General features: G+C 62.7%; 26 protein-coding genes and 1 pseudogene. 11 read left to right on the top strand and 16 right to left on the bottom strand.

All coding sequences use genetic code 11. The annotated features are described in order from the left end of the window. Positions 1-39 precede the first annotated feature (39 nt). The 4 genes from AA098_RS12050 to AA098_RS12065 form a co-directional block, all read right to left on the bottom strand. A complete protein-coding gene (locus AA098_RS12050; RefSeq protein ID WP_064614256.1) occupies positions 40-1,701 on the bottom strand; it encodes a PAS domain-containing sensor histidine kinase in 1,662 nt (553 codons plus the stop codon). Between the two features lie 57 nt (positions 1,702-1,758). After that, positions 1,759-3,168, bottom strand: a complete 1,410-nt coding sequence (mapR, locus tag AA098_RS12055) for a GntR family transcriptional regulator MpaR (protein WP_054889555.1) — start codon at positions 3,166-3,168, stop codon at positions 1,759-1,761. A 49-nt stretch (positions 3,169-3,217) separates the two neighbouring features. Next, complete coding sequence (gene ccoG, locus AA098_RS12060) at positions 3,218-4,621, bottom strand: cytochrome c oxidase accessory protein CcoG (RefSeq protein WP_064614257.1); 1,404 nt, start codon at positions 4,619-4,621, stop codon at positions 3,218-3,220. Positions 4,622-4,742: 121 nt separating this feature from the next. Beyond that, entirely contained in the window at positions 4,743-4,982 is a 240-nt protein-coding gene (locus tag AA098_RS12065; RefSeq protein WP_003247835.1) for a DUF3203 family protein, read from the bottom strand. 169 nt (positions 4,983-5,151) lie between these two features. Here AA098_RS12065 and AA098_RS12070 point away from each other — a divergent pair, with 169 nt between their 5' ends. Further along, positions 5,152-5,670, top strand: a complete 519-nt coding sequence (locus AA098_RS12070; RefSeq protein ID WP_003247836.1) for an MgtC/SapB family protein — start codon at positions 5,152-5,154, stop codon at positions 5,668-5,670. A 532-nt stretch (positions 5,671-6,202) separates the two neighbouring features. Here AA098_RS12070 and AA098_RS12075 read toward each other — a convergent pair. The 3 genes from AA098_RS12075 to AA098_RS12085 form a co-directional block, all read right to left on the bottom strand. Beyond that, positions 6,203-7,102, bottom strand: a complete 900-nt coding sequence (locus tag AA098_RS12075; RefSeq protein ID WP_003247838.1) for a hydroxymethylglutaryl-CoA lyase — start codon at positions 7,100-7,102, stop codon at positions 6,203-6,205. Positions 7,103-7,121: 19 nt separating this feature from the next. Further along, complete coding sequence (locus tag AA098_RS12080) at positions 7,122-7,520, bottom strand: MerR family DNA-binding transcriptional regulator (RefSeq protein ID WP_003247847.1); 399 nt, start codon at positions 7,518-7,520, stop codon at positions 7,122-7,124. 75 nt (positions 7,521-7,595) lie between these two features. Next, positions 7,596-8,474 carry a helix-turn-helix domain-containing protein gene (locus AA098_RS12085; RefSeq protein ID WP_003247849.1) on the bottom strand — a complete coding sequence of 293 codons (879 nt, stop codon included), beginning with the start codon at positions 8,472-8,474 and terminating at the stop codon, positions 7,596-7,598. A gap of 172 nt (positions 8,475-8,646) precedes the next feature. On the opposite strand from AA098_RS12085, the pseudogene pobA reads away from it, so the two are divergent. The 3 genes and pseudogenes from pobA (at position 8,647) to AA098_RS12100 (ending at position 12,711) form a co-directional block, all read left to right on the top strand. Then, positions 8,647-9,844, top strand: a pseudogene (gene pobA, locus AA098_RS12090) (4-hydroxybenzoate 3-monooxygenase). Positions 9,845-9,994: 150 nt separating this feature from the next. Then, positions 9,995-11,785, top strand: a complete 1,791-nt coding sequence (ggt, locus tag AA098_RS12095; protein WP_064614258.1) for a gamma-glutamyltransferase — start codon at positions 9,995-9,997, stop codon at positions 11,783-11,785. A gap of 44 nt (positions 11,786-11,829) precedes the next feature. Further along, on the top strand, positions 11,830-12,711 hold the full coding sequence (locus AA098_RS12100) for a LysR substrate-binding domain-containing protein (protein ID WP_003247855.1): 882 nt from the start codon (positions 11,830-11,832) through the stop codon (positions 12,709-12,711). A 152-nt stretch (positions 12,712-12,863) separates the two neighbouring features. Here the strand turns inward: AA098_RS12100 and AA098_RS12105 are convergent, their stop codons facing one another. Further along, on the bottom strand, positions 12,864-13,916 hold the full coding sequence (locus tag AA098_RS12105) for an ornithine cyclodeaminase (protein ID WP_054889557.1): 1,053 nt from the start codon (positions 13,914-13,916) through the stop codon (positions 12,864-12,866). Between the two features lie 187 nt (positions 13,917-14,103). On the opposite strand from AA098_RS12105, the gene AA098_RS12110 reads away from it, so the two are divergent. Beyond that, a complete protein-coding gene (locus tag AA098_RS12110; RefSeq protein WP_003247861.1) occupies positions 14,104-14,526 on the top strand; it encodes an Lrp/AsnC family transcriptional regulator in 423 nt (140 codons plus the stop codon). 74 nt (positions 14,527-14,600) lie between these two features. Here the strand turns inward: AA098_RS12110 and AA098_RS12115 are convergent, their stop codons facing one another. The 4 genes from AA098_RS12115 to AA098_RS12130 form a co-directional block, all read right to left on the bottom strand. Next, positions 14,601-15,200, bottom strand: coding sequence for an START domain-containing protein (locus tag AA098_RS12115; protein WP_064614259.1), 600 nt, complete (start codon positions 15,198-15,200; stop codon positions 14,601-14,603). A gap of 89 nt (positions 15,201-15,289) precedes the next feature. After that, positions 15,290-16,126: a bifunctional allantoicase/(S)-ureidoglycine aminohydrolase gene (locus AA098_RS12120; protein WP_003247865.1), complete on the bottom strand. Its 837-nt coding sequence runs from the start codon at positions 16,124-16,126 to the stop codon at positions 15,290-15,292. 106 nt (positions 16,127-16,232) lie between these two features. Further along, the gene (locus AA098_RS12125) at positions 16,233-17,624 is read right to left on the bottom strand and encodes an LLM class flavin-dependent oxidoreductase (RefSeq protein WP_064614260.1); all 1,392 of its coding nucleotides are present in this window, start codon (positions 17,622-17,624) and stop codon (positions 16,233-16,235) included. Positions 17,625-17,640: 16 nt separating this feature from the next. Next, the gene (locus tag AA098_RS12130; protein WP_003247868.1) at positions 17,641-18,621 is read right to left on the bottom strand and encodes an aliphatic sulfonate ABC transporter substrate-binding protein; all 981 of its coding nucleotides are present in this window, start codon (positions 18,619-18,621) and stop codon (positions 17,641-17,643) included. A 260-nt stretch (positions 18,622-18,881) separates the two neighbouring features. Between AA098_RS12130 and AA098_RS12135 the strand changes: the two genes are divergently transcribed. Both AA098_RS12135 and AA098_RS12140 read left to right on the top strand, forming a co-directional pair. Continuing rightward, complete coding sequence (locus AA098_RS12135) at positions 18,882-19,772, top strand: hypothetical protein (protein WP_064614261.1); 891 nt, start codon at positions 18,882-18,884, stop codon at positions 19,770-19,772. A 148-nt stretch (positions 19,773-19,920) separates the two neighbouring features. Further along, positions 19,921-20,604, top strand: coding sequence for a TetR/AcrR family transcriptional regulator (locus AA098_RS12140; RefSeq protein WP_003247872.1), 684 nt, complete (start codon positions 19,921-19,923; stop codon positions 20,602-20,604). 38 nt (positions 20,605-20,642) lie between these two features. On the opposite strand, the gene AA098_RS12145 is transcribed toward AA098_RS12140, so the two are convergent. Then, positions 20,643-21,650, bottom strand: a complete 1,008-nt coding sequence (locus tag AA098_RS12145; RefSeq protein WP_004577025.1) for a GlxA family transcriptional regulator — start codon at positions 21,648-21,650, stop codon at positions 20,643-20,645. Positions 21,651-21,811: 161 nt separating this feature from the next. Here AA098_RS12145 and AA098_RS12150 point away from each other — a divergent pair, with 161 nt between their 5' ends. Both AA098_RS12150 and AA098_RS12155 read left to right on the top strand, forming a co-directional pair. Beyond that, positions 21,812-22,282: a hypothetical protein gene (locus tag AA098_RS12150; RefSeq protein WP_012052122.1), complete on the top strand. Its 471-nt coding sequence runs from the start codon at positions 21,812-21,814 to the stop codon at positions 22,280-22,282. Between the two features lie 100 nt (positions 22,283-22,382). After that, positions 22,383-22,595, top strand: a complete 213-nt coding sequence (locus AA098_RS12155; protein WP_003247877.1) for a PLDc N-terminal domain-containing protein — start codon at positions 22,383-22,385, stop codon at positions 22,593-22,595. Positions 22,596-22,639: 44 nt separating this feature from the next. Here AA098_RS12155 and AA098_RS12160 read toward each other — a convergent pair whose 3' ends face one another. Then, positions 22,640-22,966: a hypothetical protein gene (locus AA098_RS12160; protein WP_003247879.1), complete on the bottom strand. Its 327-nt coding sequence runs from the start codon at positions 22,964-22,966 to the stop codon at positions 22,640-22,642. A 189-nt stretch (positions 22,967-23,155) separates the two neighbouring features. Between AA098_RS12160 and AA098_RS12165 the strand changes: the two genes are divergently transcribed. Continuing rightward, complete coding sequence (locus AA098_RS12165; RefSeq protein ID WP_010954380.1) at positions 23,156-23,578, top strand: RidA family protein; 423 nt, start codon at positions 23,156-23,158, stop codon at positions 23,576-23,578. A 151-nt stretch (positions 23,579-23,729) separates the two neighbouring features. Beyond that, positions 23,730-24,602 carry a DMT family transporter gene (locus AA098_RS12170; protein ID WP_064614262.1) on the top strand — a complete coding sequence of 291 codons (873 nt, stop codon included), beginning with the start codon at positions 23,730-23,732 and terminating at the stop codon, positions 24,600-24,602. Here AA098_RS12170 and AA098_RS12175 read toward each other — a convergent pair. Next, positions 24,599-25,318 carry a TorF family putative porin gene (locus tag AA098_RS12175; RefSeq protein WP_064614263.1) on the bottom strand — a complete coding sequence of 240 codons (720 nt, stop codon included), beginning with the start codon at positions 25,316-25,318 and terminating at the stop codon, positions 24,599-24,601. The genes AA098_RS12170 and AA098_RS12175 overlap by 4 nt on opposite strands. 81 nt (positions 25,319-25,399) lie before the next feature. Beyond that, complete coding sequence (locus tag AA098_RS12180; RefSeq protein ID WP_064614264.1) at positions 25,400-25,651, bottom strand: hypothetical protein; 252 nt, start codon at positions 25,649-25,651, stop codon at positions 25,400-25,402. Positions 25,652-25,887: the final 236 nt, after the last annotated feature.

Consider the following 25,887-nt stretch of genomic DNA (forward strand, 5'->3'; position numbering starts at 1 on the left):
TCCTGACTTTAACGTGTTCACCTGCAGGCGAATAGCCACTCAGGGTGACTGGGCGGTGCTCCCCAGCAGCCGTTCAAGCGCCTGGGCAAGTGCTTGAAGATCGAATGGCTTGGCCAGCAGTTCGGTGCACCGGTCGGGCCGCACTTTTGCCGTACTGTGCGCAAGGTCATAGCCTGTGATCAGCAGCACCGCTGCATGGGGGGCAATACTTCGACAGGCGTCCGCGAGTTGGTAGCCATCGATACCCCCAGGCAGGCCGACATCGGTGATCAGCAAGTCCGGTGCAGGGGCTTCCCGCAAGGCCTTGTATGCCTGCCGGCCATCTTCGAATGCCTGAACTTCATGGCCCTGATCTATCAATACCTCCAGCATGACCAGGCGCAGGGCCGGCTCGTCTTCCACCAGCATCACCCTGCACGCGCGCTGCTGAAGCGAGGCCGCAGGCGCAGGCCCCTCGACGTGGGGGCTGGGTGAAGCGGCGGCGATGCTTTCATCGCAGGGGAGATACAGGTTGATGGCCGTACCCTGGCCAGGCGTGCTATCGATGACCAGCTGGCCACCGGATTGCCGCACAAAGCCGTAGACCATCGACAGCCCAAGGCCAGTGCCCTGGCCGAGCGGCTTGGTGGTGAAGAAGGGCTCTAGGGCGCGCTGCATCACTGCTTTGGACATGCCCATGCCGGTGTCTTCAACGCGGATACGCAGAAACTGGCCAGTGGCCAGGCCCCGCTGTCTGGCTTCGGCGCCTTGCACGTCGACATTGGCGCAACCGATGCTCAAGGTGCCGCCAAGCGGCATGGCGTCACGGGCGTTGATGCACAGGTTGAGCAGCGCGTTTTCCAGTTGCTGTGCGTCTATTCGGATAGGCCATAGTCCGGCATGTGTCTGGTCGTGGTAGTCGACATAGGGGCCGGTGGAGCTGCTGATCAGGTCGTGCATACCTGCCACCAGTTGCTGCACATCGACCCGTTGCGGGACCAGCGTCTGCTGCCGTGAGAATGCCAGCAAGCGCTGCACCAAGGCTGCGGCGCGTTGGGCGTTGTGCCGGCTGAGTTCAAGCAGCTGCGCGGTGTCCGCCAGGCGTTGCTGCACCAGACGTTGCCCGGCCAGTTCCAGGGCGCCAAGGATGCTGGCCAGCAGGTTGTTGAAATCATGGGCAATCCCGCCGGTCAACTGGCCGACCGCCTCCATCTTCTGCGCCTGGCGCAGTGCTTCTTCGGCCTGCTGCAGGCGTTCCTGTTCGGTCACGCGCTGCGTGATGTCATAGGCGAACAGGTAGCCGCCCTGAATTCGCTGCTGAGCATCGAGCCACGGGTGGTAGCGAATTTCGTAGTGGCGTGGTGCGTCGTCCAGCCCGAAGGTGACGGTGTCGATGAACGCTTCCCCTGCCAGTATGCGCGGCCATATCGGGGCCAGGCGGCCCATGATGTCGGGTTGATCGGTCAGGAACTGGGGTACGTAGTCGCCAATCTGCGGCACGAAGCCTCGGTAACGTTCGAAGGTTTCGCGCGCCGTGCGATTGATGGCCAACAGGCGCATCCTGCGGTCGGCAGCAAACACGTTGGCTGGGCTGTTGTCGAGCAGTTCTCCAAGCAGCCTGTCATGCGCCTGGACGCTGTCTTCGCGCTCTGCCAGCCGTGCTTCCAGTTCTGCGACACGCGCTTGCAATTGGGCAAAGGACGCAAGCGTATCTGGCTGCATGACGAAGGCCTGATGATCGGATCGAGCAACTATAGTCGCCCCTCGGGCCCCTCGCTATCAGAACGAGCGAATGATCCGCCCGAGGGTTTCCATGGCCTGTTCGGCGCCGTCATGCCAGGGGCTGCCGTAGTTCAGGCGGATGCAATTGCCAAAGCGTCGGGTGGGCGAAAAGATCGGCCCAGGGGCGATGCTGATGCCTTGGGCCAGGGCCATGTGGAACAGCTTGAGGGCGTCCATCTGCTCGGGCAGTTCCAGCCACAGGAAGTAGCCGCCGGAGGGCTGGCTGACCCGTGTCTGCGCCGGGAAGTGGCGGGCGATGGCTGCCAGCATGTTGGCCTGCTGGCCCTCCAGCGCGTAGCGCAGCTTGCGCAGGTGGCGGTCGTAGCCGCCGTGTTGCAGGTAGTCGGCGATGGCCGCCTGAGCCGGCATGGAGGCACACAGGGAGGTCATCAGTTTCAACCGCTCGATCTTCTGCGCAAAGCGCCCGGCGGCCACCCAGCCAATGCGATAGCCCGGTGCCAGGCTTTTGGCGAACGAGCCGCAGTGCATGACCAGGCCCTGAGTGTCGAAGGCCTTGGCGGGTTTGGGCGCCTGTTGCGAGTAGTACAGCTCGGCGTATACATCGTCTTCGATCAACGGCACCTGATGGCGCGCCAGCAACTCCACCAGGGCCTGTTTCTTGGCCTCCGGCATGCTTGCACCCACCGGGTTCTGGAAATTGGTCATGCACCACACGGCCTTTACCGGGTGCTTTTCCAGGGTCTGCGCCAGCACCCCCAGGTCCATGCCCTCGCGCGGGTGCACGGGGATTTCCACGGCCTTGAGCTTGAGCCGCTCCAGCACCTGCAGGCAGGCATAGAAGGCCGGGGCCTCGATGGCGACCAGGTCGCCCGGCTGGGTCACGGCCTGCAGGCACAGGTTCAGGGCCTCCAGTGCGCCGTTGGTGATCAGCAGCTCTTCCATCGGCAGCATCAGCCCACCGACCATGTAGCGCAGGGCGATCTGCCGGCGCAGCTGCGGGTTGCCGGGGGACAGATCGGTCACCACCATGCGCGGGTCCATGCTGCGGCTGGCACTGGCCAGTGAGCGCGACAGGCGTTGCAGCGGGAACAGCTCAGGGCTGGGAAAGGCTGAGCCGAAGGCAATGGTGTTGGGGTCCTTGATCGAGTCGAGGATCGAAAATACCAAGGCGCTGACGTCGACATCGGTAGACTCGCTCACCGGCTGCAGCGCTTGCGGCTCGCAGAACTGACGCGGAACGTGGGCGTTGACGAAATACCCGGAGCGCGGCCGGGCGCGGATCAGCCCGCGGCGTTCCAGCAGGTAATAGGCCTGGAACACGGTAGACGGGCTGACCCCGTGGGTCTGGCTGGCGTAGCGTACGGACGGCACGCGCTGGCCGGGGCCCAGCACCCCGGAGCGGATCAGTTCGGCAATGTCATCGGCGAAGCGTTCGTAGCGTTTCATTCTGGCCTTCTGTCCAGCCTGGCAGGCAAGGTGGCGTGAGTGTAAGGGATCAGCGGTTCATGGGGGCGACGAAGCGACTGTGCGCCACGCTGCGGATAGCGGGGTCGTCACGCTCGCTGATTTCAAAGCTCAGCGTCTGCGAGCTGCTGGTCGGGCGCTCGGCGAGCATTGCCACCGACACCGGCAGTTCGCTCATTTCGCCAGCTGGGATGACCAGTGCGCTACTGCCCTGCAGGGTGAAACCGTCAGCGTCCAGCAGGCGCAATTGATAGTGCTGGGTACGTTCGGTCTTGTTGATGACCTTGAGCAGGTAAATGTTCTCGATCTGGCCTTGGGCGTTTTCACGGAACAGGCCGCGGTCCTTGATCACATCCAGCGATACCATCGGGCGCATCTGCAGGGCCACCACCAGTGCCCCGATCATGACCAGCAGTGCGGCAGCGTAGCCCAACAGGCGCGGGCGCAGCCAGTGCGTGGTACCGCCTTGCAGGCTGTGCTCGGACTTGTAGCCAATCAGGCCGCGGGCGTAACCCATCTTGTCCATTACCCCGTCACAGGCGTCGATGCACGCGGCACAGCCGATGCAAGCCATCTGCAAGCCATCACGGATGTCGATGCCGGTGGGGCACACCTGCACGCACAGGGTGCAATCGATGCAGTCACCCAGTCCCTGGGCACCGACATCACTGCCTTTCTTGCGCGGACCACGGGCCTCGCCACGACGCGGGTCGTAAGCGACCGCCAGGGTGTCCTTGTCGAACATCACGCTCTGGAAGCGCGCATACGGGCACATGTGCAGGCACACCGCTTCACGCAGCAGGCCGGCATTGATGTAGGTAGCGGCCGTGAAGAACAGCACCCAGAACAGTGCCACACCGCCCAGTTGCAAGGTGAGCAATTCTGCGGCCAGTGGCCGGATCGGGGTGAAGTAGCCGACGAAGGTCAGCCCCGTGAGCACGCCAATGGCCAACCACAGGCTGTGTTTGAGCGTGCGACGGGCCAGTTTGTTCAGGCTCCAGGGCGCCGCGGCCAGCTTGATGCGCTGGTTGCGGTCCCCCTCGGTAACCTTTTCGCACCACATGAATAGCCAGGTCCAGGTGCTTTGTGGGCAACTGTAACCGCACCAGACGCGCCCGGCGTAGACGGTGATGGCGAACAGGCCAAAGGCACAGATGATCAGCAACGCCGACAGCAGGATGAAGTCCTGTGGCCAGAAGGTGGCGCCGAAGATGTGGAACTTGCTGTTTCCCAGGTCCCACAGTACGGCCTGGCGGCCGTTCCAGTTCAGCCAGGCCGTGCCGAAGAACAGTACGAACAGGGCGCCGGCAAAGCCGATGCGCAGGTTACGGTAAAGCCCGGTAAAGCTGCGGGTCTGGATGCCGCTGTCGGTGCGTCGCGCTTGGATGTTGGCTGGGGCGGTGGCGATCTCTGTAAAAGGGATTCTATCGTTCATGGTTCGGTGCTCATCAGGCCTCGATCAGGCATGAGCACTATGGCGCTGAAGCTGTTATCAGCACAGGTTCAGATTTTACGATAAAAACCATATCAGATTTGCCGCATGGCCCCGCCAAGCCTCATATCACCGAGCCTGGCGCGCTGGCCTTCAGATGCCTGCGGCTATCCACCGCACCCGCCACGGTCAGTGCATCGGCCTCGGTTTCGGTAATGGGCACGCGTTGGCCGGCCAGTATGGCCACCGACATACGCAACTGTTCGTCGGTGATGATCTCGATATCCGGGCCTTCGCCCTCGATGCGCAGGCCTTCGCCGATCAGTGTGCAGCGGCGGGTGGTTTCGTCGATTTCAATGGGCATGGTGGGGTCCTCCCGGGGTGATTACAGGGTGGACCGCGGTCAGGGGCCAGTTGCTGCATCAGCAAGCTGAGCGGCACTTTGCAGTACGTGTGACGGTCAACCTTGCAGAGGGCAGGCCTGCTGACGTGGCGGGCGGATTCATGAAGCTCAAGCAGGGGACACAACTGCGATGGACGTCATCTGGCAAGCAATCCAGGCGGAATTCGCCGATGTCACCGATGAGCGCGAGGTCACGCAAATCCTTGTGCGCTTGCTGATGGCTGCTGTGCTCGGCGCAGTACTGGGCTTCGAGCGCGAACACAAGGGCAAGTCTGCCGGGGTGCGTACCCACATGCTGGTGTCGCTGGGGGCCGCCCTGTTCGTGCTGGCGCCCAGTATGGCGGGGGCCGATGAACAGGCACTCAGTCGGGTGATCCAGGGCATCGTTGCCGGTATCGGTTTTCTCGGTGCGGGTACCATTCTGAAGGGTAACGGCCAGGACACCAGCCATGTGAAGGGCCTGACGACCGCTGCCGGGCTATGGATGACGGCTGCCATTGGCACGGCGGCTGGCATGGGGCGCGAAGCCACGGCGCTGATCAGCACGGTACTGGCCCTGCTGGTACTGGGCACGATGCCGTTGCTGGTGGAGAAGGTCGAAGGACAAGATGAGGAGAAGCAGAAGGAGGAAGAGGGCAGGAAGCACTGAGGGGAGCCGAAGCTCCCCTCAAAGCGTTGTTGCCTGCTCTTTTTTTATTATTGGGACCGGCCTTTTGTTGTTTTTGTCGGCTTGTCCTGGTGTTGCGGGCGACCCCCATGCGGGGTCAAGAGCAAACGTATTTTTTTGAGCGCTGACCTGCTTTCATCATTGCTGATCCGAACCTGGCTGCCGCTACCTTGAGGTAGTTTTATTGTTCTGTGCCAGACCGCGGGGCGAACCCCTGAAAAGCGTGTCGACTCCAAAAAAATCTGCTTGCTACGCCTCTGCCGTGTTGTTCTTGTTATGTCAGAGCCGTTACCTGTTGTTTTTATTGGGTATCGCGTTTTTTTTGTTCTTGTACCAGAGATATAGCAGGGTGCGTGCCAACTTTTAAAAACCCTTTAAAATCAATGATTTAAGAATTTTGGTCGACACCGCCCAGCCTGAAATTCTGCCGATTTGTTTCCCTGTTACCCGATTTTTTGCTGTGAAATGTGCGGGAGGTAACACTTCACCCACACCAATGTGACACCGGTGTGACCTATTGTGCGCTGCACGCCCGTGCTACCCGCGACCCGTTGTCGCGGCCCAGCACGCCGCTGATGCGCTGGCCGGCGGCTATCAGCCGGCCCAGGTCGATGCCGGTTTCAATGCCAAGCCCCTGCAGCAGGTACACAACGTCTTCACTGGCGATATTGCCGGTAGCACCCTTGGCGTAAGGGCAGCCGCCCAGCCCGGCTACCGAGCTGTCGAATACGCTGATGCCCTCGAGCAGGCTGGCATAGACGTTGGCCAAGGCCTGGCCGTAAGTGTCATGGAAGTGTCCGGCCAACTGCTCGCGCGGTACCTGGGCCGACACCACCTCGAACAGGCGTCGGGTGTCGCCTGCGGTGCCGGTGCCAATGGTGTCACCCAGCGAGACCTCGTAGCAGCCCATGTCGTGCAGGGCGCGGGCCACCGGGGCCACCTGCTCGGCGCTGACCTTGCCCTCGTAAGGGCAGCCAAGCACACATGACACATACCCGCGCACGCGCACGCCGTGGCTGCGCGCAGCGTCCATGATGGGTTCGAAGCGCTTGAGGCTTTCGCTGATCGAACAATTGATGTTGCGTTGCGAGAACGCTTCGGAGGCGGCAGCGAACACCGCTACTTCCTTGACCCCGGCAGCCAGGGCGTCCTCGAAACCGCGCAGGTTCGGCGCCAGTGCGGCATACGTCACACCGGGGCGCTGCTGGATGCCGGCGAATACCTCGGCAGAGCCGGCCATCTGTGGCACCCACTTGGGGGACACGAAACTGCCCACTTCTATATAGGCCAGGCCCGCTTCGGTGAGGTCGTTGACCAGGCGTACCTTGTCGGCGACGCTGATGGGCTGGGCTTCGTTCTGCAGGCCGTCGCGGGGGCCGACTTCGACCAGGCGGACGTGTTTGGGCAAGGACATGGCGGGTTTCCTGTGGCGTTCAGCGGTTGTCTTTGTTGTTCAGGGTGGCGGCCAGGGCTTGTTCGCAGCGCTCCTGGGCGGTGTCCAGTTCCAGTTGCATCTGGTGAATGTCCAGCATCTGCTGCTCCAGCTGGGCGCGGCGCTCGGCAATCTTCGCCAGCATGCTGTTGAGCTGTTTGAGGTTGCCGCTGGTGGGGTCGTACAGTTCGATCAACTCGCGGCACTCGGCCAGGGAAAAGCCAATGCGCTTGCCGCGCAGGATGAGCTTCAGGCTGACCTTGTCGCGCGGTGAGTAGATACGTTCCAGGCCACGACGCTCAGGGCTGAGCAGGCCCTGTTCTTCGTAGAAGCGGATAGCGCGGGTGGTGATGTCCAGTTCGCGGGACAGGTCGGAGATGCTGTAGGTCTGAGTGCTCATGCTCGGGCTCGGCGTGGGGTATGCGGATATCCTGAGGGCAGGTTGACGTATACGTCAAGAAGAGGCCGCCAAGGATTATTCCGACAACCCTGATCTGCGATACGCATTGGGCGTTTGCCCACTCAAGCGCTTGAACCACCGGGCGAAGTAGGTCGGGTCGGTAAACCCCAGGCTATCCGACAACTGCCCAATGCTCATCCGCGTGTAAATAAGGTTGCGTCGCGCCTCCAGCAACAACCGCTGGTGCACCACCTGCAATGCAGTCTGACCGCTCAGTGCCCGGCACAGCTGGTTCAGTTGCAAACTCGGAATATTCAGCCGCGCGGCAAAGTCTTCAACCGACAGATGCTCGCGGTAATGCGCTTCGACCAAGCGCAAGTATTGCCCCAGCAACAGGCGGTCACGTTCATCACGGTTACGCGGTGCCTGCCCTTGCTGCTGACGGCGGCTGATCCACACCATCAGCGCGGTCACCAACGCTTCCAGCATCGCGGCGCGTGCCGGGGCATTGCCTTGGTACTCCCGCTGCAAGGTGTCGACCAGGCTGCGCAGGTGCACGCGGTCATGGCCCAACGGATAACACGCAGGCTGTGCCAGCACCGTCAGTGGCGCGCCCAGGCGCTGTTCCAGGTTCGCTACAAGGGCAGTACCAAAGGTCAGGACATAGCCCTGGATATCGGCGCTGAAGCGAAAACCATGCACGGTCATCGGTGGTACGACCTGGATCGCCGCTTCGCCGATGGCACTGCGCACGCCCTCGATCTCCACCTGGGCCTGGCCACGCTGTACATACAGCAGCTGGAACAGCTCGGCATGCTGGTGCGGCTTGATCTCCCAGTGATGCAGGCGGCTGCGTGCCGGGATCGACTCGCAGTGCAGCAGGTCGGTGCCGGGCCAGGCCTGATTTTCGCCATACAGCTTGAACAACGGGACGCCGGGGAGGGTGGATTTCATCTGGGTTGGCCTGTCCGTTAATCGAACGCTTTTCGTAAAAGTGCAGGTTTTTTATGGAATAGCACACTTAAACGGCGTTTTCTGCCAGTAAAAATGCAATGGCAAACCCTAACAGCAGATGCCGCCCCGCTGCCAGTCCCAGGCCGGTATCGTCCGAACAGAGACAACAACAATGAAAACTCAGGTTGCAATTATTGGTGCAGGTCCGTCTGGCCTGCTGCTGGGCCAGCTGCTGCACAAGGCCGGTATCGATAACATCATCGTCGAACGCCAGACCGCCGAGTACGTACTAGGCCGCATCCGCGCCGGGGTGCTGGAGCAAGGCACGGTCGACCTGCTGCGCGAGGCCGGCGTGGCCGAGCGCATGGACCGTGAAGGCCTGGTGCACGAGGGGGTCGAGCTGCTGGTTGGCGGGCGCCGTCAACGCCTGGACCTCAAGGCGCTGACCGGTGGCAAGACGGTGATGGTCTACGGCCAGACCGAGGTCACCCGTGACCTGATGCGGGCCCGTGAAGCCAGTGGTGCGCCGATCATCTATTCAGCCGCCAACGTTCAGCCGCATGAATTGAAAGGCGAGAAGCCCTACCTGACGTTCGAAAAGGATGGCCGGGTGCAGCGGGTTGACTGCGACTATATCGCCGGCTGCGACGGCTTCCACGGCATCTCGCGGCATCTCGCGGCAGAGCATCCCGGAGGGCGTGCTGAAGCAGTATGAACGGGTTTACCCGTTTGGCTGGTTGGGCCTGCTGTCGGACACACCGCCGGTCAATCACGAGCTGATCTACGCCCACCATGTGCGCGGTTTCGCGTTGTGTAGCCAACGCTCGCAAACACGCAGCCGCTACTACCTGCAGGTACCTTTGCAGGATCGGGTCGAGGAGTGGTCTGACGAGCGTTTCTGGGACGAACTGAAAGCCCGTTTGCCCGCCGAGGTGGCGGCGGACCTGGTCACAGGCCCCGCGTTGGAAAAAAGCATTGCGCCACTGCGTAGCCTGGTGGTCGAACCCATGCAGTATGGTCACCTGTTCCTGGTGGGTGACGCGGCGCACATCGTCCCCCCTACGGGTGCCAAAGGCCTTAACCTGGCGGCCTCGGACGTCAACTACCTGTACCGCATTCTGGTCAAGGTGTACCACGAAGGGCGCGTCGACCTGCTTGCGCAATACTCGCCGCTGGCCCTGCGCCGCGTGTGGAAGGGCGAGCGCTTCAGCTGGTTCATGACCCAACTGCTGCATGACTTCGGTAGCCACAAGGACGCTTGGGACCAGAAGATGCAGGAAGCTGACCGCGAGTACTTCCTGACCTCGCCGGCGGGGCTGGTGAACATTGCCGAGAACTATGTGGGGCTGCCGTTCGAAGAAGTGACCTGATCCGTCATTGCGCAAACCTGGCACTCATGCAGGGAGCGAGGGCTGCATTGGTCAGCGAATGGCTTGCCGGTAATTACACCAAGGCTTGAAGTCGAGACTGTGTATGACCGACAGTGCTTCGCTGAATAGGTGATGGCAGGATGCATGACGATGAAATATCCCACCCCGCTGATCGGCGCTCTGTGCCTGCTGGTTACCAGTAACTGGGCCGGCGCCGACCAGGTATTGCCCACGCCACCGGAACTGGCCTCCGGCTACCGCAGCGGTTTGCAGCCGGTGCACGCCAGCCGGCACATGGTTGCCGCAGCCAACCCGCTGGCCAGTGAAGCGGGGCGGGCGATGTTGCGTGCCGGCGGCAGTGCGATTGACGCCGCCATCGCCATGCAAATGGTGCTGACACTGGTCGAGCCGCAGTCCAGTGGGATCGGTGGCGGGGCGTTCATCCTGTACTGGGATGGCAAGCGCGTGCAGGCATTCGACGGGCGTGAGGCAGCACCTGCGGCGGTGACGGAAAAACTGTTCCTGCAAGCCGATGGCACACCCATGCCGTTCCGGGTGGCGCAGATCGGTGGGCGTTCGGTGGGCGTGCCCGGGGTGCTGCGTGCCCTGAAACAGGCCCACGAGCAGCACGGCAAGTTGCCCTGGCACGACCTGTTCGCCCCGGCCATCGCCTTGGCACGCAACGGCTTCGCGGTTTCCGAGCGCCTGCACACGCTACTGGCCGGGGACCCCTACATTGCCCGTTCACCCGCAATGGCCCGTTACTTCCTGGATGAACAGGGTAGGCCGTTGGCCGTGGGTACGATCCTGCGCAACCCTGAGTTGGCCCATACCTTGGAGCAGATCGCCGCACAGGGGCCCGAGGTGTTCTACAGCGGTGAAATGGCCGAAGCCATCGTCGCCACGGTGCGTGGCCATGCCAATGCCGGGTATCTGTCGCTGCAGGACTTGCAGCAGTACCAGGCCAAGGAGCGCGAGCCGTTGTGCGGTCCCTACAAGGCCTGGCAAATATGCGGCATGCCGCCACCCTCCTCGGGTGGGGTGACTGTGCTGCAGACCTTGGGCCTGCTCGAAGCCGTGCAGCGCACCGCGCCGCAACGCGACCTGGCAGCGCTGCGACCGCTGGTCACCTCGTTCCCGGCCCGCCTGGAAGCCCCGCCCTTGGCCGTGCACCTGATCGCCGAGGCCGAGCGCCTGGCCTACGCCGACCGCGCTCAGTACCTGGCCGACAACGACTACGTGCCCGTCCCGGTCAAGGCCCTGACCGATTCTGCTTATCTGGCCAGCCGCGCGGCGCTGATCGGCGAGCACAGCATGAAGCACGCCCGCCCGGGCCAGCCGCAAGGAGCGGACTTGGCGCTTGCGCCCGACCGCTCGCCACTGCGCATCTCCACCTCTCACCTCAGTGCGGTGGATGACAGCGGCCAGGCCCTGGCCATGACCACCTCGGTGGAGGCCGCATTTGGCTCGCACCTGATGGTCAAGGGCTTCCTGCTCAACAATCAGCTGACCGACTTCTCGTTCATCCCCCACGAGCACGGCAAGCCTGTGGCCAATCGGGTGCAGCCGGGCAAACGGCCGCTGTCGGCCATGGCGCCGACATTGGTGTTCTCGCGTGCCACGGGCGAGTTTGTCGCGAGCGTCGGTTCGCCGGGTGGTTCGCAAATCATCGGTTACGTGAACAAGGCACTGGTCGGCCTGCTGGATTGGCAGCTCGACCCGCAACAGGCCGCGGGCCTGCCCAACTTCGGCAGCCGCAATGCCGGCACCGAAGTGGAAGCAGGGCTGAGCAGCCCGGCGCTGATCCGCCAGTTGGCAGCCTGGGGCCATGAGGTGACACCGATGACCATGACCAGCGGCATGCAGATCATCCAGCGCAGCGGCGAGGGTTGGTCAGGCGGTGCCGATCCTCGGCGGGAAGGAGTGGCCCTCGGTGACTAGCCGTGATAGAACGCAGACTTGCCATTCAGTCGTTGAATATCTAGATGTCTATCAGCGTGAAATCGAATAGGGCTCTGTTCGACCTCGACCTGCTGCGCGCCATTGTCGTGGTGGCCGACTGCGGCAGCTTCACCACCGCTGCCGCGCGGCTGCATTCGACCCAGTCGACGATCAGCCAGAAAGTGCGCCGCCTGGAAGATATGGTTGGCCACCGCCTGCTGGTGCGAGGCAACCGTGATGTGCTGCCGACCGACGCCGGGCAGACCTTGCTCGGCTATGCCCGGCACATGCTGGCCCTGAACGATCAGATGCTTGAAGCCCTGGCCGGGGCGATGGTGGGCACCACGGTACGGCTTGGTGTGCCCGAGGACTTCGTGGGCGGGCGTACCACCAATGCGCTGTCGGCATTCAGCCGGCTGCACCCACAGGTGAAGCTCGAAGTGACCAGCGGCTTGTGCCGTGACCTGAGCCAGGCCTATGACAATGGCGAACTTGACCTGGTGCTGCTCAAGCAGCGGCGCAACAGCCGTGAGGGCGTGGCCTGTTGGCCAGAGCGTCTGCAGTGGATCGACAGCGCACACACGCCTGCCTTCGAGCTGGACCCGATCCCGTTGGTCACCTTTCCGCCACGCGGCCTGTACCGCGAGGACATGATCAACGCCATCGAAGGCATGGGGCGGCGCTGGCGCATCAGCTTTACCAGTTCCAGCCTCAGTGGCATCCAGGCTGCGGTCGCCGATGGCATGGGTATCAGCCTGCTGCCACCCAGGGCGGCCACCGGCGAGCACAGGGTGCTGGGGGCCGGGCAAGGGCTGCCGGAGGTCGACAGCTATGAGATCGTCATCGTGCACCGGCCGACAGCGGATGTGATGGTCAAGGCGTTGGCTGAGGTGATGACGCAGTTGCTGGCGGGCGGTGGGATCTGACGGTCAGTGGGAAATGCGCTTGCACACGACCCAACGCCAGTGCGATCACTGTGGGCTTTTCCGGCGAGCACGGGCTAAGCCCGTGCCATGCACCGTGCAGCCTGCTTAGCGGGCATGCCTGCTCCCACACGTTCGACTAAACCGATTCAATGTCAGGCAACCCGTCGGATGCGGCTTTTGCCAGCGCGGCCTCGGGTGTGGCTGAACAGGTCTTTCGGGTCGTCCTCAACCCACGGCACCAGGTCGATCTTGGCACCCATCCCGCGCTTTTCGGCTTGCTGTAGTACGTACCGTAGTACGGTGTAGTCTTCGAGGGCGAAGCCCACCGAATCGAACACAGTGACCTGGCTGTCGCTTTGGCGGCCCTCGGTTTCACCGCGCAGCACGCGCCACAGGTCGACCACCGGAAAGTCCGCCGGCAGCTGCTGGATCTCACCTTCGATACGGGTTTGTGGCTCGTACTCGACGAACACCCGTGCGTTGCGCAGCACATCGGCGTGCAGCTCGGTTTTGCCTGGGCAGTCACCGCCCACGGCGTTCAGGTGCATACCGGGCTCCAGCATGTCGGGGGTAATGATGGTGGCGTAGGCCTTGTCGGCCGTTACCGTGGTGATGATGTCCACGCCTTTCACTGCCTCGGCTACCGAGCTGGCCCGGCGGATGGTCAAGCCGCTGTATTCCTTGAGGTTGGCGATAAGCTTGGCGGTGGCCAGCGGGTCGGTGTCGTAGGCGACGATTTCTTCGATGCCCAGGTGCTTGTGGAAGGCCAGGGCCTGGAATTCGCTTTGCGCGCCGTTGCCGATCAGCGCCATCTTGCGCGCGTTCGGGCGGGCCAGTGCCTGGGCTGCCATCAGCGAAGTCGCTGCGGTGCGCAGGGCGGTGGCGATGGTCAGTTCGGACAGCAGCACCGGGTAACCGGAGTCGACATCGGCCAGTACACCGAAGGCCATCACCGTATGCAGGTTGCGTGCAGTATTGGCCGGGTGGCCGTTGACGTATTTGAAGGCATAGCGGCTTTTGTCGGCGACCGGCATCAGTTCGATCACGCCCACTTCCGAGTGGCTGGCAACGCGCGCGGACTTGTCAAACGCCTGCCAGCGTTTGAAATCGTCCCGCAGGGCAGCGGCAAGCTCGCCAATAAACGGCGCTACGCCAATGTCATGCACCAAGTCCGACATGGTTGGAACATCAATGAAATACGTCATGCTCTTGCACCTTTTTATTGTGCGCTTGCCCAGCAGTGCGGGGTAAGCGCTTGAGATTATCGAAGTGAAGCCGCATGAACATTTTGATGACAGGTTGCGCCAATCGGAAGCATACAGGTTGTCAGTTTCGTCAGGCTTCTGGACAATCTGCCAACCCAACGTAGCAATCTGATTATTTGGCAGGCTTATGGACACGATCGATCGGGAACTGATTGCACTGTTGCGGGACAACGCACGTACCCCGGTGCTGACCCTGGCGAAGAAGCTGAAGGTGGCCAGGGCAACGGTGCATAACCGCATCACCCGGCTTGAAGAGCAGGGTGTGATCATCGGTTATACGGTGCGTCTGCGCTCCGATGCGCTGGACCAGGGGGTGCGGGCAATCACCAGCATCGGCATCAGCGGCCACCATGCCGCAGAGGTCAAGCACGCGCTGCGCGGGCATCCCAATGTGGTGGCCATCCACACCACCAATGGCCGCTGGGACTTGATGGCAGAGCTGCGCGCCGACACCCTCGAAGCGTTCGACCGGGCGCTGAACACCATCCGCTCGATCCCGCATATCGAGAACACCGAGACCAGCATCCTGCTGTCGACCTACAAGATGTGACCGCTGAGCCAGAGAGGGGTATTGCATAAAAAGCTGCTGGCCCTGCTGCAGTCGGTCTGCGGCCTGGCGGCACTTCAAGGTTGGCGCTCAGCCACCGCTCGCAACGTTCGCAACGTCACCACCGGTGTATCCACCACAAACCGGTTGGCCAGCCACCCCGGCACATCCCCGGCAGGGGCGGCCTGCAACTGGTAGGTCACCTCGGTCACCCGGTCACCCAGCGGTCTCATCTGCCACACGCCACTCAGGTGCTCTACCCGGATCAGGCCGTCAACCCTGGGGATCCTGTCGGGATCGGCGCTCAGGTGGCGCACCAGGGTACCGTCGACCAGGCGTTCGCTGGTCACTTTCAGCACAATGTCCCGTGGCCTCGCCGGCCAAGGCAGCTGAGTGGTCAGGTACACCCAGGTGTTGTCATCCTCCACATCCAGCAGCCGCATCTGGTCACAGGCGTACAGCCACTTGCAGGCCACCCGCAGGTTATCCTGCAGGTCAGTGAGCGTGCGCAGGCTGGCTTTCATGGTGCTGACACCACGAAATTGCTGGTAGGGCGAGTCGCCTGCATCTTTCAGGTACACGCGAATGCCTTCGCGGTCGTAGGCCAGGTGCCAGTCATCGGCGGCCAGGGCAGAGGCGCACAGCAGCAAGGCCGCGAGCAGCAGGCAGCGGTTCATGGCCGGTACCCTGCAGGGGTGGGTATTTCAGTATGCGCGGCAAACAGAAAGCCCGCCAGGTTGGCGGGCTTGCGGGCATCAGCCTGGGCTTAGCGCTTAGGGTTCAGCGTCAGGTGTACGTGACGGTTCACGTCCTTGTACAGCAGGTAGCTGAAGTTGCCTGGGCCGCCGGCGTAGCAGGCTTGCGGGCAGAAGGCACGCAGCCACATGAAGTCGCCGGCTTCCACTTCGACCCAGTCCTGGTTCAGGCGGTAAACTGCCTTGCCTTCCAGCACGTACAGGCCGTGTTCCATCACGTGGGTTTCTGCGAACGGAATCACACCGCCGGGCTGGAAGGTGACGATGTTCACGTGCATGTCGTGGCGCATGTCGGCCATGTCGACAAAGCGGGTGGTTTTCCAGCGGCCTTCGGTGCCCGGCATCTCGATGACGGTGGCGTTGTCGCGGTGGGTGACGAAGGATTCCGGTACGTCCAGGCCTTCAACCTTCTGGTAGTGCTTGCGCAGCCAGTGGAAGGTGACGTTGGACTTGCTGTTGTTACGCAGGCTCCACTCGGCGCCCGGGGCCAGGAAGGCGTAGCCGCCAGGAACCAGGGTGTGGTGTTTGCCTTCGACGGTGATGTCCAGTTCGCCTTCGACGATGAACACCACGGCTTCCGCATCGGCGTCCAGCTCAGGGCGCTCGCTGCCGCCTTCCGGGGCCAGTTCGACGATGTACTGGGAGAACGTTTCGGCAAAACCGGTCAGCGGGCGGGCGATGACCCACATGCGCATCTTGTCCCAAAAGGGCAGGTGGCTGGTGACGATGTCACGCATCACGCCTTTAGGGATGACGGCATAGGCTTCGGTGAACATGGCACGGTCAGTCAGCAGCTCGGTTTGAGCCGGGTGCCCACCGTGGGGGGCGAAGTACGAATGGTTCGACATGGACGATCTCGACTTGTTGTTCTCTCCCCATGCCTTGAACCGCACCGGCCGGTGCGGCGCAGGGGATGTGGCCACAGAATAGGGTCGAGTGCGTGGCATCCACAAATTAAATGTTGGAATACCCGGTATTTGATCGCTGAATGCTGACCTGGCGCCCAACGTGCCGTTCGGGCAGCTGGCCGCCGCGGCCGAACAGCTTGTGGCGCAGGGGGCCCTCTGTGTAGCTCAGCGGGTAGCGGCCGCGCCGTTGCAGCTCGGGCACCAGCAGGTCGACCACATTGGCCAGGTCGTCCGGTTGCACGGCGTAGGTCAGGTTGAAACCGTCGATGCCGGTATGGTCCAGCCAGGTTTCCAGCTGGTCGGCCACCTCGCTGGCAGCGCCGATCAGCACGGGGCCGCGACCGCCCAGGCCAACGAACTCGGCGGCTTCGCGTACGGTCCAGCGGCGAGTGGGGTCGGCGGCGGTAAAGGCTGCCAGGGCAGCACGGCCAGCATCGTTCTCGACGTACTCGATCGGTGCATCGGGGTCGAGGCCGGCGAAGTCGATACCGGTCCAGCCTGACAGCAGCGCCAGGGCAGCGTCCAGGTCGACATAGCGGCGATAGTCGTTAAAGCGGGCCTCGGCTTCTTCCCGCGTGGGGGCGACAATCAACAGCGCCTGGGCGTAGATCAGCACTTCGTCACGGCCACGCCCGGCCGCTTCGCAGGCCTGGCGGATGCCGTCGGCGTAGCGGCGCAACACCGTCGGCGTTGGCCCGCTGATGAACACGCATTCGGCATGCCGTGCTGCAAACTGCTGGCCGCGTGCCGACGCACCGGCCTGGAACAACACCGGGGTGCGTTGCGGCGACGGCTGGCACAGGTGCATGCCGGGCACCTGGAAGTGCTCGCCCACATGGTTGATCGGGTGTACCCGCGAGGGTTCGATATAGCGCCCGCTTTCACGCTCCAGCAGCACGGCGTCGTCGTCCCAGCTATTCTCCCACAGTTTGTACAGCACTTGCAGGTATTCCTCGGCCAGGTCGTAGCGTTGGTCGTGGCCCAGTTGACGCGCCAGGCCGAGGTTGCGCGCAGCGCTGTCCAGATACCCGGTGACGATGTTCCAGCCGACCCGGCCATTGCTCAGGTGGTCGAGCGTGGACATGCGCCGGGCGAAGGGGTAGGGGTGTTCGTAGGTCAGCGAAAAGGTGACACCAAAACCCAGGTGCTCGGTCACCCCGGCCATTGCCGGCACCAGCAGCAGCGGATCATTGACCGGCACCTGCACGCCACCGCGCAGGGCGGCTTGCGGGCTGCCTTGATAGACGTCGTAGATACCCAGCACATCGGCGATGAACAGGGCGTCGAACAGGCCGCGCTCGAGCAGGCGGGCCAGGTCGGTCCAGTAACTTAGGCGGTTGAACGCCACACTGGTGTTGCGCGGATGGCGCCACAGCCCAGGGGACTGGTGGCTGGCAGCGTTCATGCTGAAGGCGTTGAAGCGGATCGGGCGAGGCATGGTCAGCGCGCTCCGTTCAAGGCAACACGGAAGCCGGGTAGACCGCTTCGGCCACCTGTAGCTTGCGTGGAATCAGGCCCAGGCCCTGGAAGGTGTCCGCCAGCTTCTGTTGTTCGGCAACGATCTGCGGGGTGATAGCGACGGCGTTGTAGTTGCGCCGTTCGCTGGCCACTTCCAGCACCTGGGTGCTGATCCCCAGCTGCGGTGCCAGCAGCGCGGCCACTTCGGCGGGCTTGGCGTTGGCCCACTGGCTGACCTTGCTCAGCTCGGCAAAGAAGGTTTTCAGCAGTGCACGGTGCTCGTCGGCATAGCGGGCTGTGGACAGGTAGAAGGTGCGGTTGTTGGACAGGCCGCTGCCGTCGCGCAGGTTTTTCAACCCTGGCTGGCTTTCTGCGGCGGCGAGGAACGGGTCCCACAGGGTCACGGCCTGCACGCTGCCCGATTGCAAGGCGGCCACGGCATCGGCGGCATTGTTGACGTAGGCGGGGGTAATGTCCTTGTAACTGAGCCCAGCCTGCTGCAGGGCTACGGCCAGCAGGTATTGGGCATTCCAGCCGCGGCCGGTGGCCACGCGCTTGCCTTTCAGGTCCTGCACACTGGCCAGGTGGTCCTGCTCGCGCACGACCAGGCCAATGCCGCGTGGGTAGGGTTGTTCGGCGGCCAGGTAGACCACAGGCTTGCCGGCGGCCTGGGCGAACACCGAGGGGGCATCGGCTGCGTGGCCGAGGTCGATGGCGCCGGTGCTCAGTGCCTCCAGGAGCTGGGGGCCTGCGGCGAACTCATGCCAGCTGACCTTCACACCTTGCGGTGCCAGGGCCTTCTCCAGGGCGCCGCTGCCTTTGAGGATGTTGATGCTGTTGAATTTCTGGTAGCCGATGCGCAGTGTCCTGGCGTCGTCGGCAATGGCTTCGGACCAGGGCAGCAGGGCGCTGGCGACGCTGGCCAGTAAACCGCCGATCAGCAGACGGCGTAATGGGGAGAAGGCATGTTTGGGCATGGGCATTGCTCCTTGAATCGGGTGAGAGGCGATCTGCCCAGACTAAGGAGGTGGCGTTTGGCTTTCAATTTATATATTCCAGTTTGTTAGATTGTTTAGTTATTTTTATATCCTTTTGTTTTTAGTAGCGGGGTGCCTATCGTTGTTGGAGGCGCCATGGGCTGAGATCGGCGGGTCCTGCAGCACCCGTTTGTGCAGCTTTCGACATTTTTTTCACATTCGCTTGCTAGGATCCGCAACGATTCCGAGGAGCCCCCTTCATGCCGCACATCCTGCGCAAGCGCAGCGCCCGCATCGCCTTGACTGCTACCTCCGGCCTGCTCGCGGCCACCTTGGGCTTCTTCGCGTGGCAGAGTTTCTACCCGGTTCAGGCCGCTACCGGCTGGGATGTTGAGGTGTTGCATCGCGACGTAACCAAAGCCGCCTCGCTGTTACCGCAAACGGATGGCAGCCTGCTGGTCAGCCGTGAACTGGATGACGGCCGGGGCAGCATCCTCAAGATCACGGCTACGGGCGAGCGCGTCGTGCTGATCGATAACCTGTCCAAGCCCGACGGTATGGTCGCGGCGCAGGGCGGCTGGGTGTTCAGCCAGGAAGGTGGCCTGGCACCTGTCAGCCTGTCCCGCGATGGCCAGGTCACCCGGCTGTTCGACGGCGAGAGCGTGCAAGGCCTCTGGAACGAAGGCAACTATCTTTATGCCATCGAAGACCGCAAGGGCAATGGTCGCCTGATGCGCTATGACTGGAGCAGCGGGCAGCTGGATGTACTGCGGTCCGGCCTGACCGAAACCGAAGGCCTGACCCGCTGCAGCGACGGCCGCCTGCTGTACACCGAAAAGGCCAATGGCAGGGTCCGCTCCCTGTCCGACGATGGCAGCGACCCGGTGGTGGTCGACGGTCTGCGTAACCCTACATTCTTGTATTGTGATCAACGTGGCCTATGGATCAGCGAGGACAACACACACCGTGCGCGCCTGCTGCGCATCGATGCCGATGGCAGCCAGCAAACTGTGCTGACTTTCCTCAAGGCTCCGCAGGCGATCATCGCCGATGGTGTCGGGGGTTATCTGCTCGCTGAAGGTGGGCGTAACCGCGTGCTGCGCCTGACGCCCGCGCCGGCGCCCGCGACTGCGACTGCCCAGCGTAACTGACTGTGCGCCTGGCTGATGATCAGTGCCCGCAGGCTGACCGCGCTGCTTGAGCCCAAGGCATCATGGCTACCCGACCAACAGCGTGCTTCCCTGCATGGCCGCGCTAACGGATAATCCCGGCATTCCAATAAACAGCCTGTGAGTGGGTATGAGTGATTCCGTAGTCGGCCTCGGCCAGCCTGAAACCGAAGGGGTGCGCAAAACGCGCAAGAACAACCCTGAGAAAACACGCGAGGACATCCTCCAGGCCGCCATCAACGAGTTCGTTCAGCAAGGGCTGGCCGGCGCCCGCGTCGACGCCATCGCCGAACGCACCGCCACTTCCAAGCGCATGATCTACTACTACTTCGGCAGCAAGGAGCAGCTGTATTGCGAGTGCCTGGTGAAGTTGTACGGGGATATCCGCAAGACCGAACAGAGCCTGGATCTGGAGTCGTTACCGGCTGAGCAGGCGATCCGCCGGCTGGTGGAGTTCACCTTCGATCACCATGACCGCAACGTCGATTTCGTGCGCATCATCTGCACCGAAAACATCCACTATGGCGAGTACGTCAAGCAGTCGCCGGCCATTCGCGAAATGAGCAGCCTGGTGCTGGAGGCCCTGGGCAACACCCTGCGCCGTGGCGTTCAGGAAGGCGTGTTCCGCGCCGGCATCGAGGTCATCGACCTGCACATGCTGATGAGCTCGTTCTGCTTCTACCGGGTGTCGAACCGCCATACCTTTGGCGAGATCTTCCAGATCGACCTGTCTGATGAGCAGGTAAAGCTGCGCCACAAAGCCATGATCTGTGATGCGGTATTGCGGTATATCCAGCTCGAACCTCGTACCTGAGATTGCTCGAGCGCCTGGGCAGACTCAAAGGGCCTCGGTCACTCGCCCAGCCGTTGCTCCCGCGACGGCGGGTAGCCGAAATACGCCGCATAGCACTTGCTGAAGTGCGACACCGAGACAAACCCGCAGGCCACTGCCACTTCCATTACCGACAGGTCGGAATACTGCAGCAGCCGGCGGCTCTTGGTGATGCGCAGCTCCATGTAATAGCGCCGGGGCGACGTGCCCAGCTGGGCCTGGAACAGGCGGTCGATCTGCCGCCGCGAGCGCCCGCTGTAGGCGGCCAGCTGGTCGAGGCTGAGGGTTTCCTCGAGGTTGTTCTCCATCAGCTCGACAATGGTGCGCAGGTGCAGGCTCATGGACTTCTTCGCCCCAGGACCCACCTGGCGGTAGCGCGCACCGGAGAATGACAGGATTTCCTCGACGCCTTCGGCCAGGCCATCACCATACAGCCGGCGTACCAGGCCCAGCATCAGCTCCATGGCGCCATTGGGGCTGGCGGCGCTGAGGCGGTCACGGTCGAGGGTAAAGCTGGCCGGGGTGATGCGGGTTTGCGGGCTGCGCTCCGACAGGCTGGCACGTTGCTCGGGGTGGATGCTGCAACCGTAGTCGTCCAGCACCCCGGCACGGCCAAGGAACCAGGCGCCGTTCCACAAGCCGCCCAAGGCCATGCCGTGGGCCGCGCAATCGTCCAGCAGGCGATCGAGTTCCGGGTACTTGAGTGGTGTGCGCAAGCCGCCACAGACCACCAACAGGTCCAGCTCCTTCAGCGCCGCGGCGGACAGCTCGGTGGCCACCAGTTCCAGCCCCAGGTCGCTGAGCACCCGGTCGCCGTCCAGCGACAGCGGGGTGAACCGGAAGCTGTCGGCACGTAGCAGGTTGGCCGTGACCAGTACGTCCATGGCCACCGTGAAACTGGCCATCGAGAAGTGTTCGAGCAGGATAAAGTCGACCCGATAGGGCGCCTGGGCATTGGCGCTGCTTGTTTTGAGCCGTAGCATGTTGCTGGTGCTGGTCTTTTGGCTGAACTGGCGTGGCGTGGGCACTCTGAACTCCGCTTCCTGGCTGGCCCGCAGAGTGTGGACGGTGCCCGGAGGAAAGACAATCTCCCGGGTGGCTGTGTCGTATTACAGGTCGTGTTCAGGCAAACCTGCCTGTCCTGGCGCTTTACCGCTATGCTGACCTTCCGTCATTGAGGATGCCCCTGATGAGATATGCCGCTGTAGTGTTGCTCAGCCTGTTGCCGTTGCTGGCCAACGCCCTGGAGCAGGGCGACAAGCTTGCCCCGTTCACACTGCTCGACCAGTACGACCAGGCCTACAGCCTTGCTGCCGACACGCAGATACTGCTGGTGGCGCGCGATATGGACGGTGCCAAGCTGGTCAAGGCGGCACTGGCCGAGCAGCCCAAGGGCTACCTGGAAGCACGCGCCGCTGTATTCGTGGCCGACATTCAGCGCATGCCTGCGCTGATCAGCAAACTCTTCGCTGTCCCGGCCATGCGCGATTACAGCTACCGGGTGCTGCTCGACCGTGATGGGCGAGTGGCGAGCCGTTACCCCGGGCAGGAGGGCCAGGTGCAGTGGTTACAACTGCAGCAGGGCGTGCTGGTCAGCCAGCGGGCGTTCACCGATGCAGCGGCGTTGAAGGCTGCGCTGGAGAATGCACCACGGCAATAAGGCCTTTTCGCCGCGCCTGCAAAGAGGCGCGAGTCAAATCAATCTGAACCCTCAGCGCTTGCAGCAACCCAACCCAATACATGCCATTGGGAGAGCGCTCATGGAAATCGGTACGATCTGGATCATCATCGCAGCCTTGGTCATTCTGCTGGAGATCTGGGCCATCTGGCACATCATCGGCAGTGAACGGCGCGCCGAGCGCAAGATGCTGTGGATCGTCTTCGTGGTCTACGCACCTTTCCCCGGTTTGCTGTTCTGGGCCTGGCGCGGGCCGCGGGCGGTGAAGGGCAGGGCGGTGCTGCAGGAAAAATGACGGTTTGCGGCCTCGGGCGCGGGGGCGCCTGAGGCCGTCGAGGGTCATTTGGGCAGGATGTCGAAACGCATGGCTGGCCCCAGCCCGTCCACCATCAGGCAGCCGTAGAACTTCACGGTGGACAGTACGCGCAGTTCCTTGAGCGCGTCATGGATGTAATCGCGGACCAGCTTTTCAGCTTCCCGCTTGCGGTCAGCGAGGGTGGTGCCATTGAGCGTGATCATGCCAAGCAGCGTGGTTTCAATGTGCTCGACGGTGTCCAGGCCGAGCTTTTCCCGCAGGTGCAGACGTGCCTGTGCCGCATCGGTTTCATCGCGTGGAGCGCTGTGCGGCTTGATGGTATAGGCCAGCTGAAAATCAAATTTGCTCATCGGTTTTTCCTTGTTGGTTAAAGGCCTCCATGCCGGGCTTTGCAATCTAAGGCCTGACAGCCGCTGCGCAAACACACGCTTGGTTCCAACATGACGATGCCTTGTACGAAATGTCCTACTTCAGGCTTGACCTCGAGTTAACTTAAGGTCCGATACTCCGACGCTCTTCCAACCGAGCAAGGGCTTGTCGTGACCCCATCAAGCGCATTCCAGCTAAGCAACCCCGAAGGCCTCTACGACCCCAGTGGCAACGCCTACTCCCATGTCGCCGAAGTGCGCGCTGACAGCCGTCTGCTGTTCATCGCCGGTCAGGGTGGGGAGGATAGCCAGGGCCAGTTGTCACCCGTATTCGCCGAACAGGCCCGGCAGGCGCTGGCCAACCTGGAACGGGCCCTGGCGTCGAAAGGTGCCAGCCTGGCCCAGGTGTTCAAGCTGACCCTGCTGATTGTCGAGCACTCCGAAGCGCGCCTGCACCAATGGGTGGCCGAGGCCGACAGGGCCTGGGGGGCGCACATGAAACCGACCTGCACGCTGATACCGGTGCCCCGGCTGGCGCTGGACGGCATGCTGGTGGAGATCGAAGCAGTAGCCGCCGTCTTGCTCAAAACCTGAAAAGCCGGCGCGGTCGCCCGTAGGCGCGGGTTTACCCGCGAACACCGGCGTAGCCGGTGCCATCCTCCACGGTGGATTCTTCCTTGTATATCGGTGCCGGTCCTGACTAAATGCCGCTATAACAACAATCCCACTCAGAGGTGACCACACCATGAGTACAGGCACGACCACGCTTACTGACCGCAAGACCAGCGCCTGGCTTTGGCCTGCCCTTTTCAGCCTGGTGGCGTTTGCCGCCAACTCGGTGTTCTGCCGGCTGGCGCTGAAGGACGGGGCCATCGACCCGGTGTCCTTCACCATGGTCCGCCTGGCCAGTGGTGCGCTGTTTCTGCTGTTGCTGATTCGCCTGCGCAGCCCGGTGCACACCATGGGCGGCAGTTGGTGGGGCGGCTTGGCCCTGTTCCTGTACGCGTTCCTGTTTTCTGCGGCGTACCTGCAACTGGGGGCAGGGGTGGGGGCGTTGTTGCTGTTCGGTGCCGTGCAGATCACTATGTTCGGCTTCGCGTGGTACAGGGGCGAACACATCACGGTACGCATGCTGCTGGGCATGCTGATCGCCTTTGCCGGCCTGCTGGTGCTGCTGTTGCCTGGCGTCTCGGCGCCGCCGTTGGCCAGTGGCTTGCTGATGGCCCTGTCCGGTGTGGCCTGGGGGGTATATACGCTACTGGGCAAAGGCTCGCCCAGGCCGCTGGCCGACACTGCCGGCAATTTTGCCCGCAGCTTGCCGTGCCTGGTGCTGCTGCTACCGATGCTGTTGCTGGGGGCCGGCCCGCACCTCACGCCACTTGGCTTGTTGTATGCCTTGGGTTCCGGTGTGCTGGCTTCTGGCGCAGGCTATGCCGTTTGGTATGGCGTGGTCAGGCAGATCAGTGCGCAACAGGCGGCGACCCTGCAGCTCAGCGTGCCGGTGATTGCCGCACTGGGCGGGGTTGCCCTGATCGGCGAGTCGGTGTCGTTGCGCTTGTTGATCGCCTGTGTGGTGGTGTTGGGCGGCATTGCCCTGGCGCTGGCGCCGCGCCGTTAAAAAAAGCTGCGCTGGGCCTTGAGTGTGACCACGCTGTCGCAATAGGTATTGATGCCCGAATAGGCATCGCAGCTCGCGCCACTCAGGCTGGAGTTGCTGTAGATCAGGTTCAGGTCGATGCCCAGCCAGGGCCGCGACAGCTCCAGTGACCAATCGGAAAAGGTATTCACCTGGCTGCCATCGCCAATGGTGAACGGCGTGCCCAGGCGGTGGTGGGCGAGCTTGACGGTGAAGTCGACGTCGAACATCGGCAGATGGCCGAAGTCGGCGAACAGCGTGCCCGTGCGGTTGTCGGGGGTGTCGCGCAGCGCCCCGCCGAAGCGGCTGCCCAGCACCGAAATCCCCCCATACAGGGCGTAGCTGTCGGGGCCTGCGATATTGGGCTGACTGTAATGGATCAGCCCTACCTCGTAGCCCAGGCTGCTGTCGAAATGGTGCTTGTAGCCCAGGTAGCTGTCCAGGCGCAGGGTCGAGTCAGGGGTGACGCCCATGCTTGGGGCGTACTGGCCCAGGTACCAGCCATTGGGGTGGCTGAGGTCTAGCCCGCCATGGAATGCGCCAACGGCACTGGGTGAGATAAGCCCTTGCGCCATGCTGCGTGAGGGGGTGGTGCCGAGTGTGAAGTCGAAATCGCCCAGTTGGCGTTTCATCTGCTGGGCTTGCGACGCGGGGCTTAAAAGCAGCGCAGCACTCAGCAACAGAAGGGGCCTGATCATGGTCTCCGTCCTGGAAGGCTTGCGGTTGAGCGGTAGAGGATACCTGCGCAAGTGGAGGGAGGGAACCGCCGGTTAGCCCGTTCAGCCTTTGGTCGAAGGTTCAGCGTCGGCAGCCTCGGTCACGACAGGCAGGTTACCGGCACGCAGGATCACCCGCCGTTGCTGCTCGTAATTGTCCAGTGACAGGCCGCGGCGCTGCAAGGCTTCCAGTTGCAACTGGCGGGTTTCCTCGGCGGTGTACGGGCGCAGTTCAGGGTGGCTGGCACAGCCGCTGATCACGGCGATGGCAAAAACGACAAGGGTGGCGGACAGCTGGCGGGCCAAGGTATTCATTGGTTAGCTCCAGGGCAGTCTAGGAAGCAGCGTGGGGATGGCGCTAGGTTATGCGGCCACAGCGTTCGTTAGAAATTGCCCCGCTCGATAGTGACTATCGACGGTTCCGGCGAAGCCCACCTATAGACTCAAATGCATCAACCATCCCACCGTTGAAGCGCGAAAAGTTAGCGTCCCCTCGTCTGGTCAAAAGCACTGCCATTGCTACCCTTAACCCACGCGGTCTGACCTCATGG

The organism is Pseudomonas sp. JY-Q (assembly GCF_001655295.1).
Taxonomy (GTDB): Bacteria; Pseudomonadota; Gammaproteobacteria; order Pseudomonadales; family Pseudomonadaceae; genus Aquipseudomonas; species Aquipseudomonas alloputida.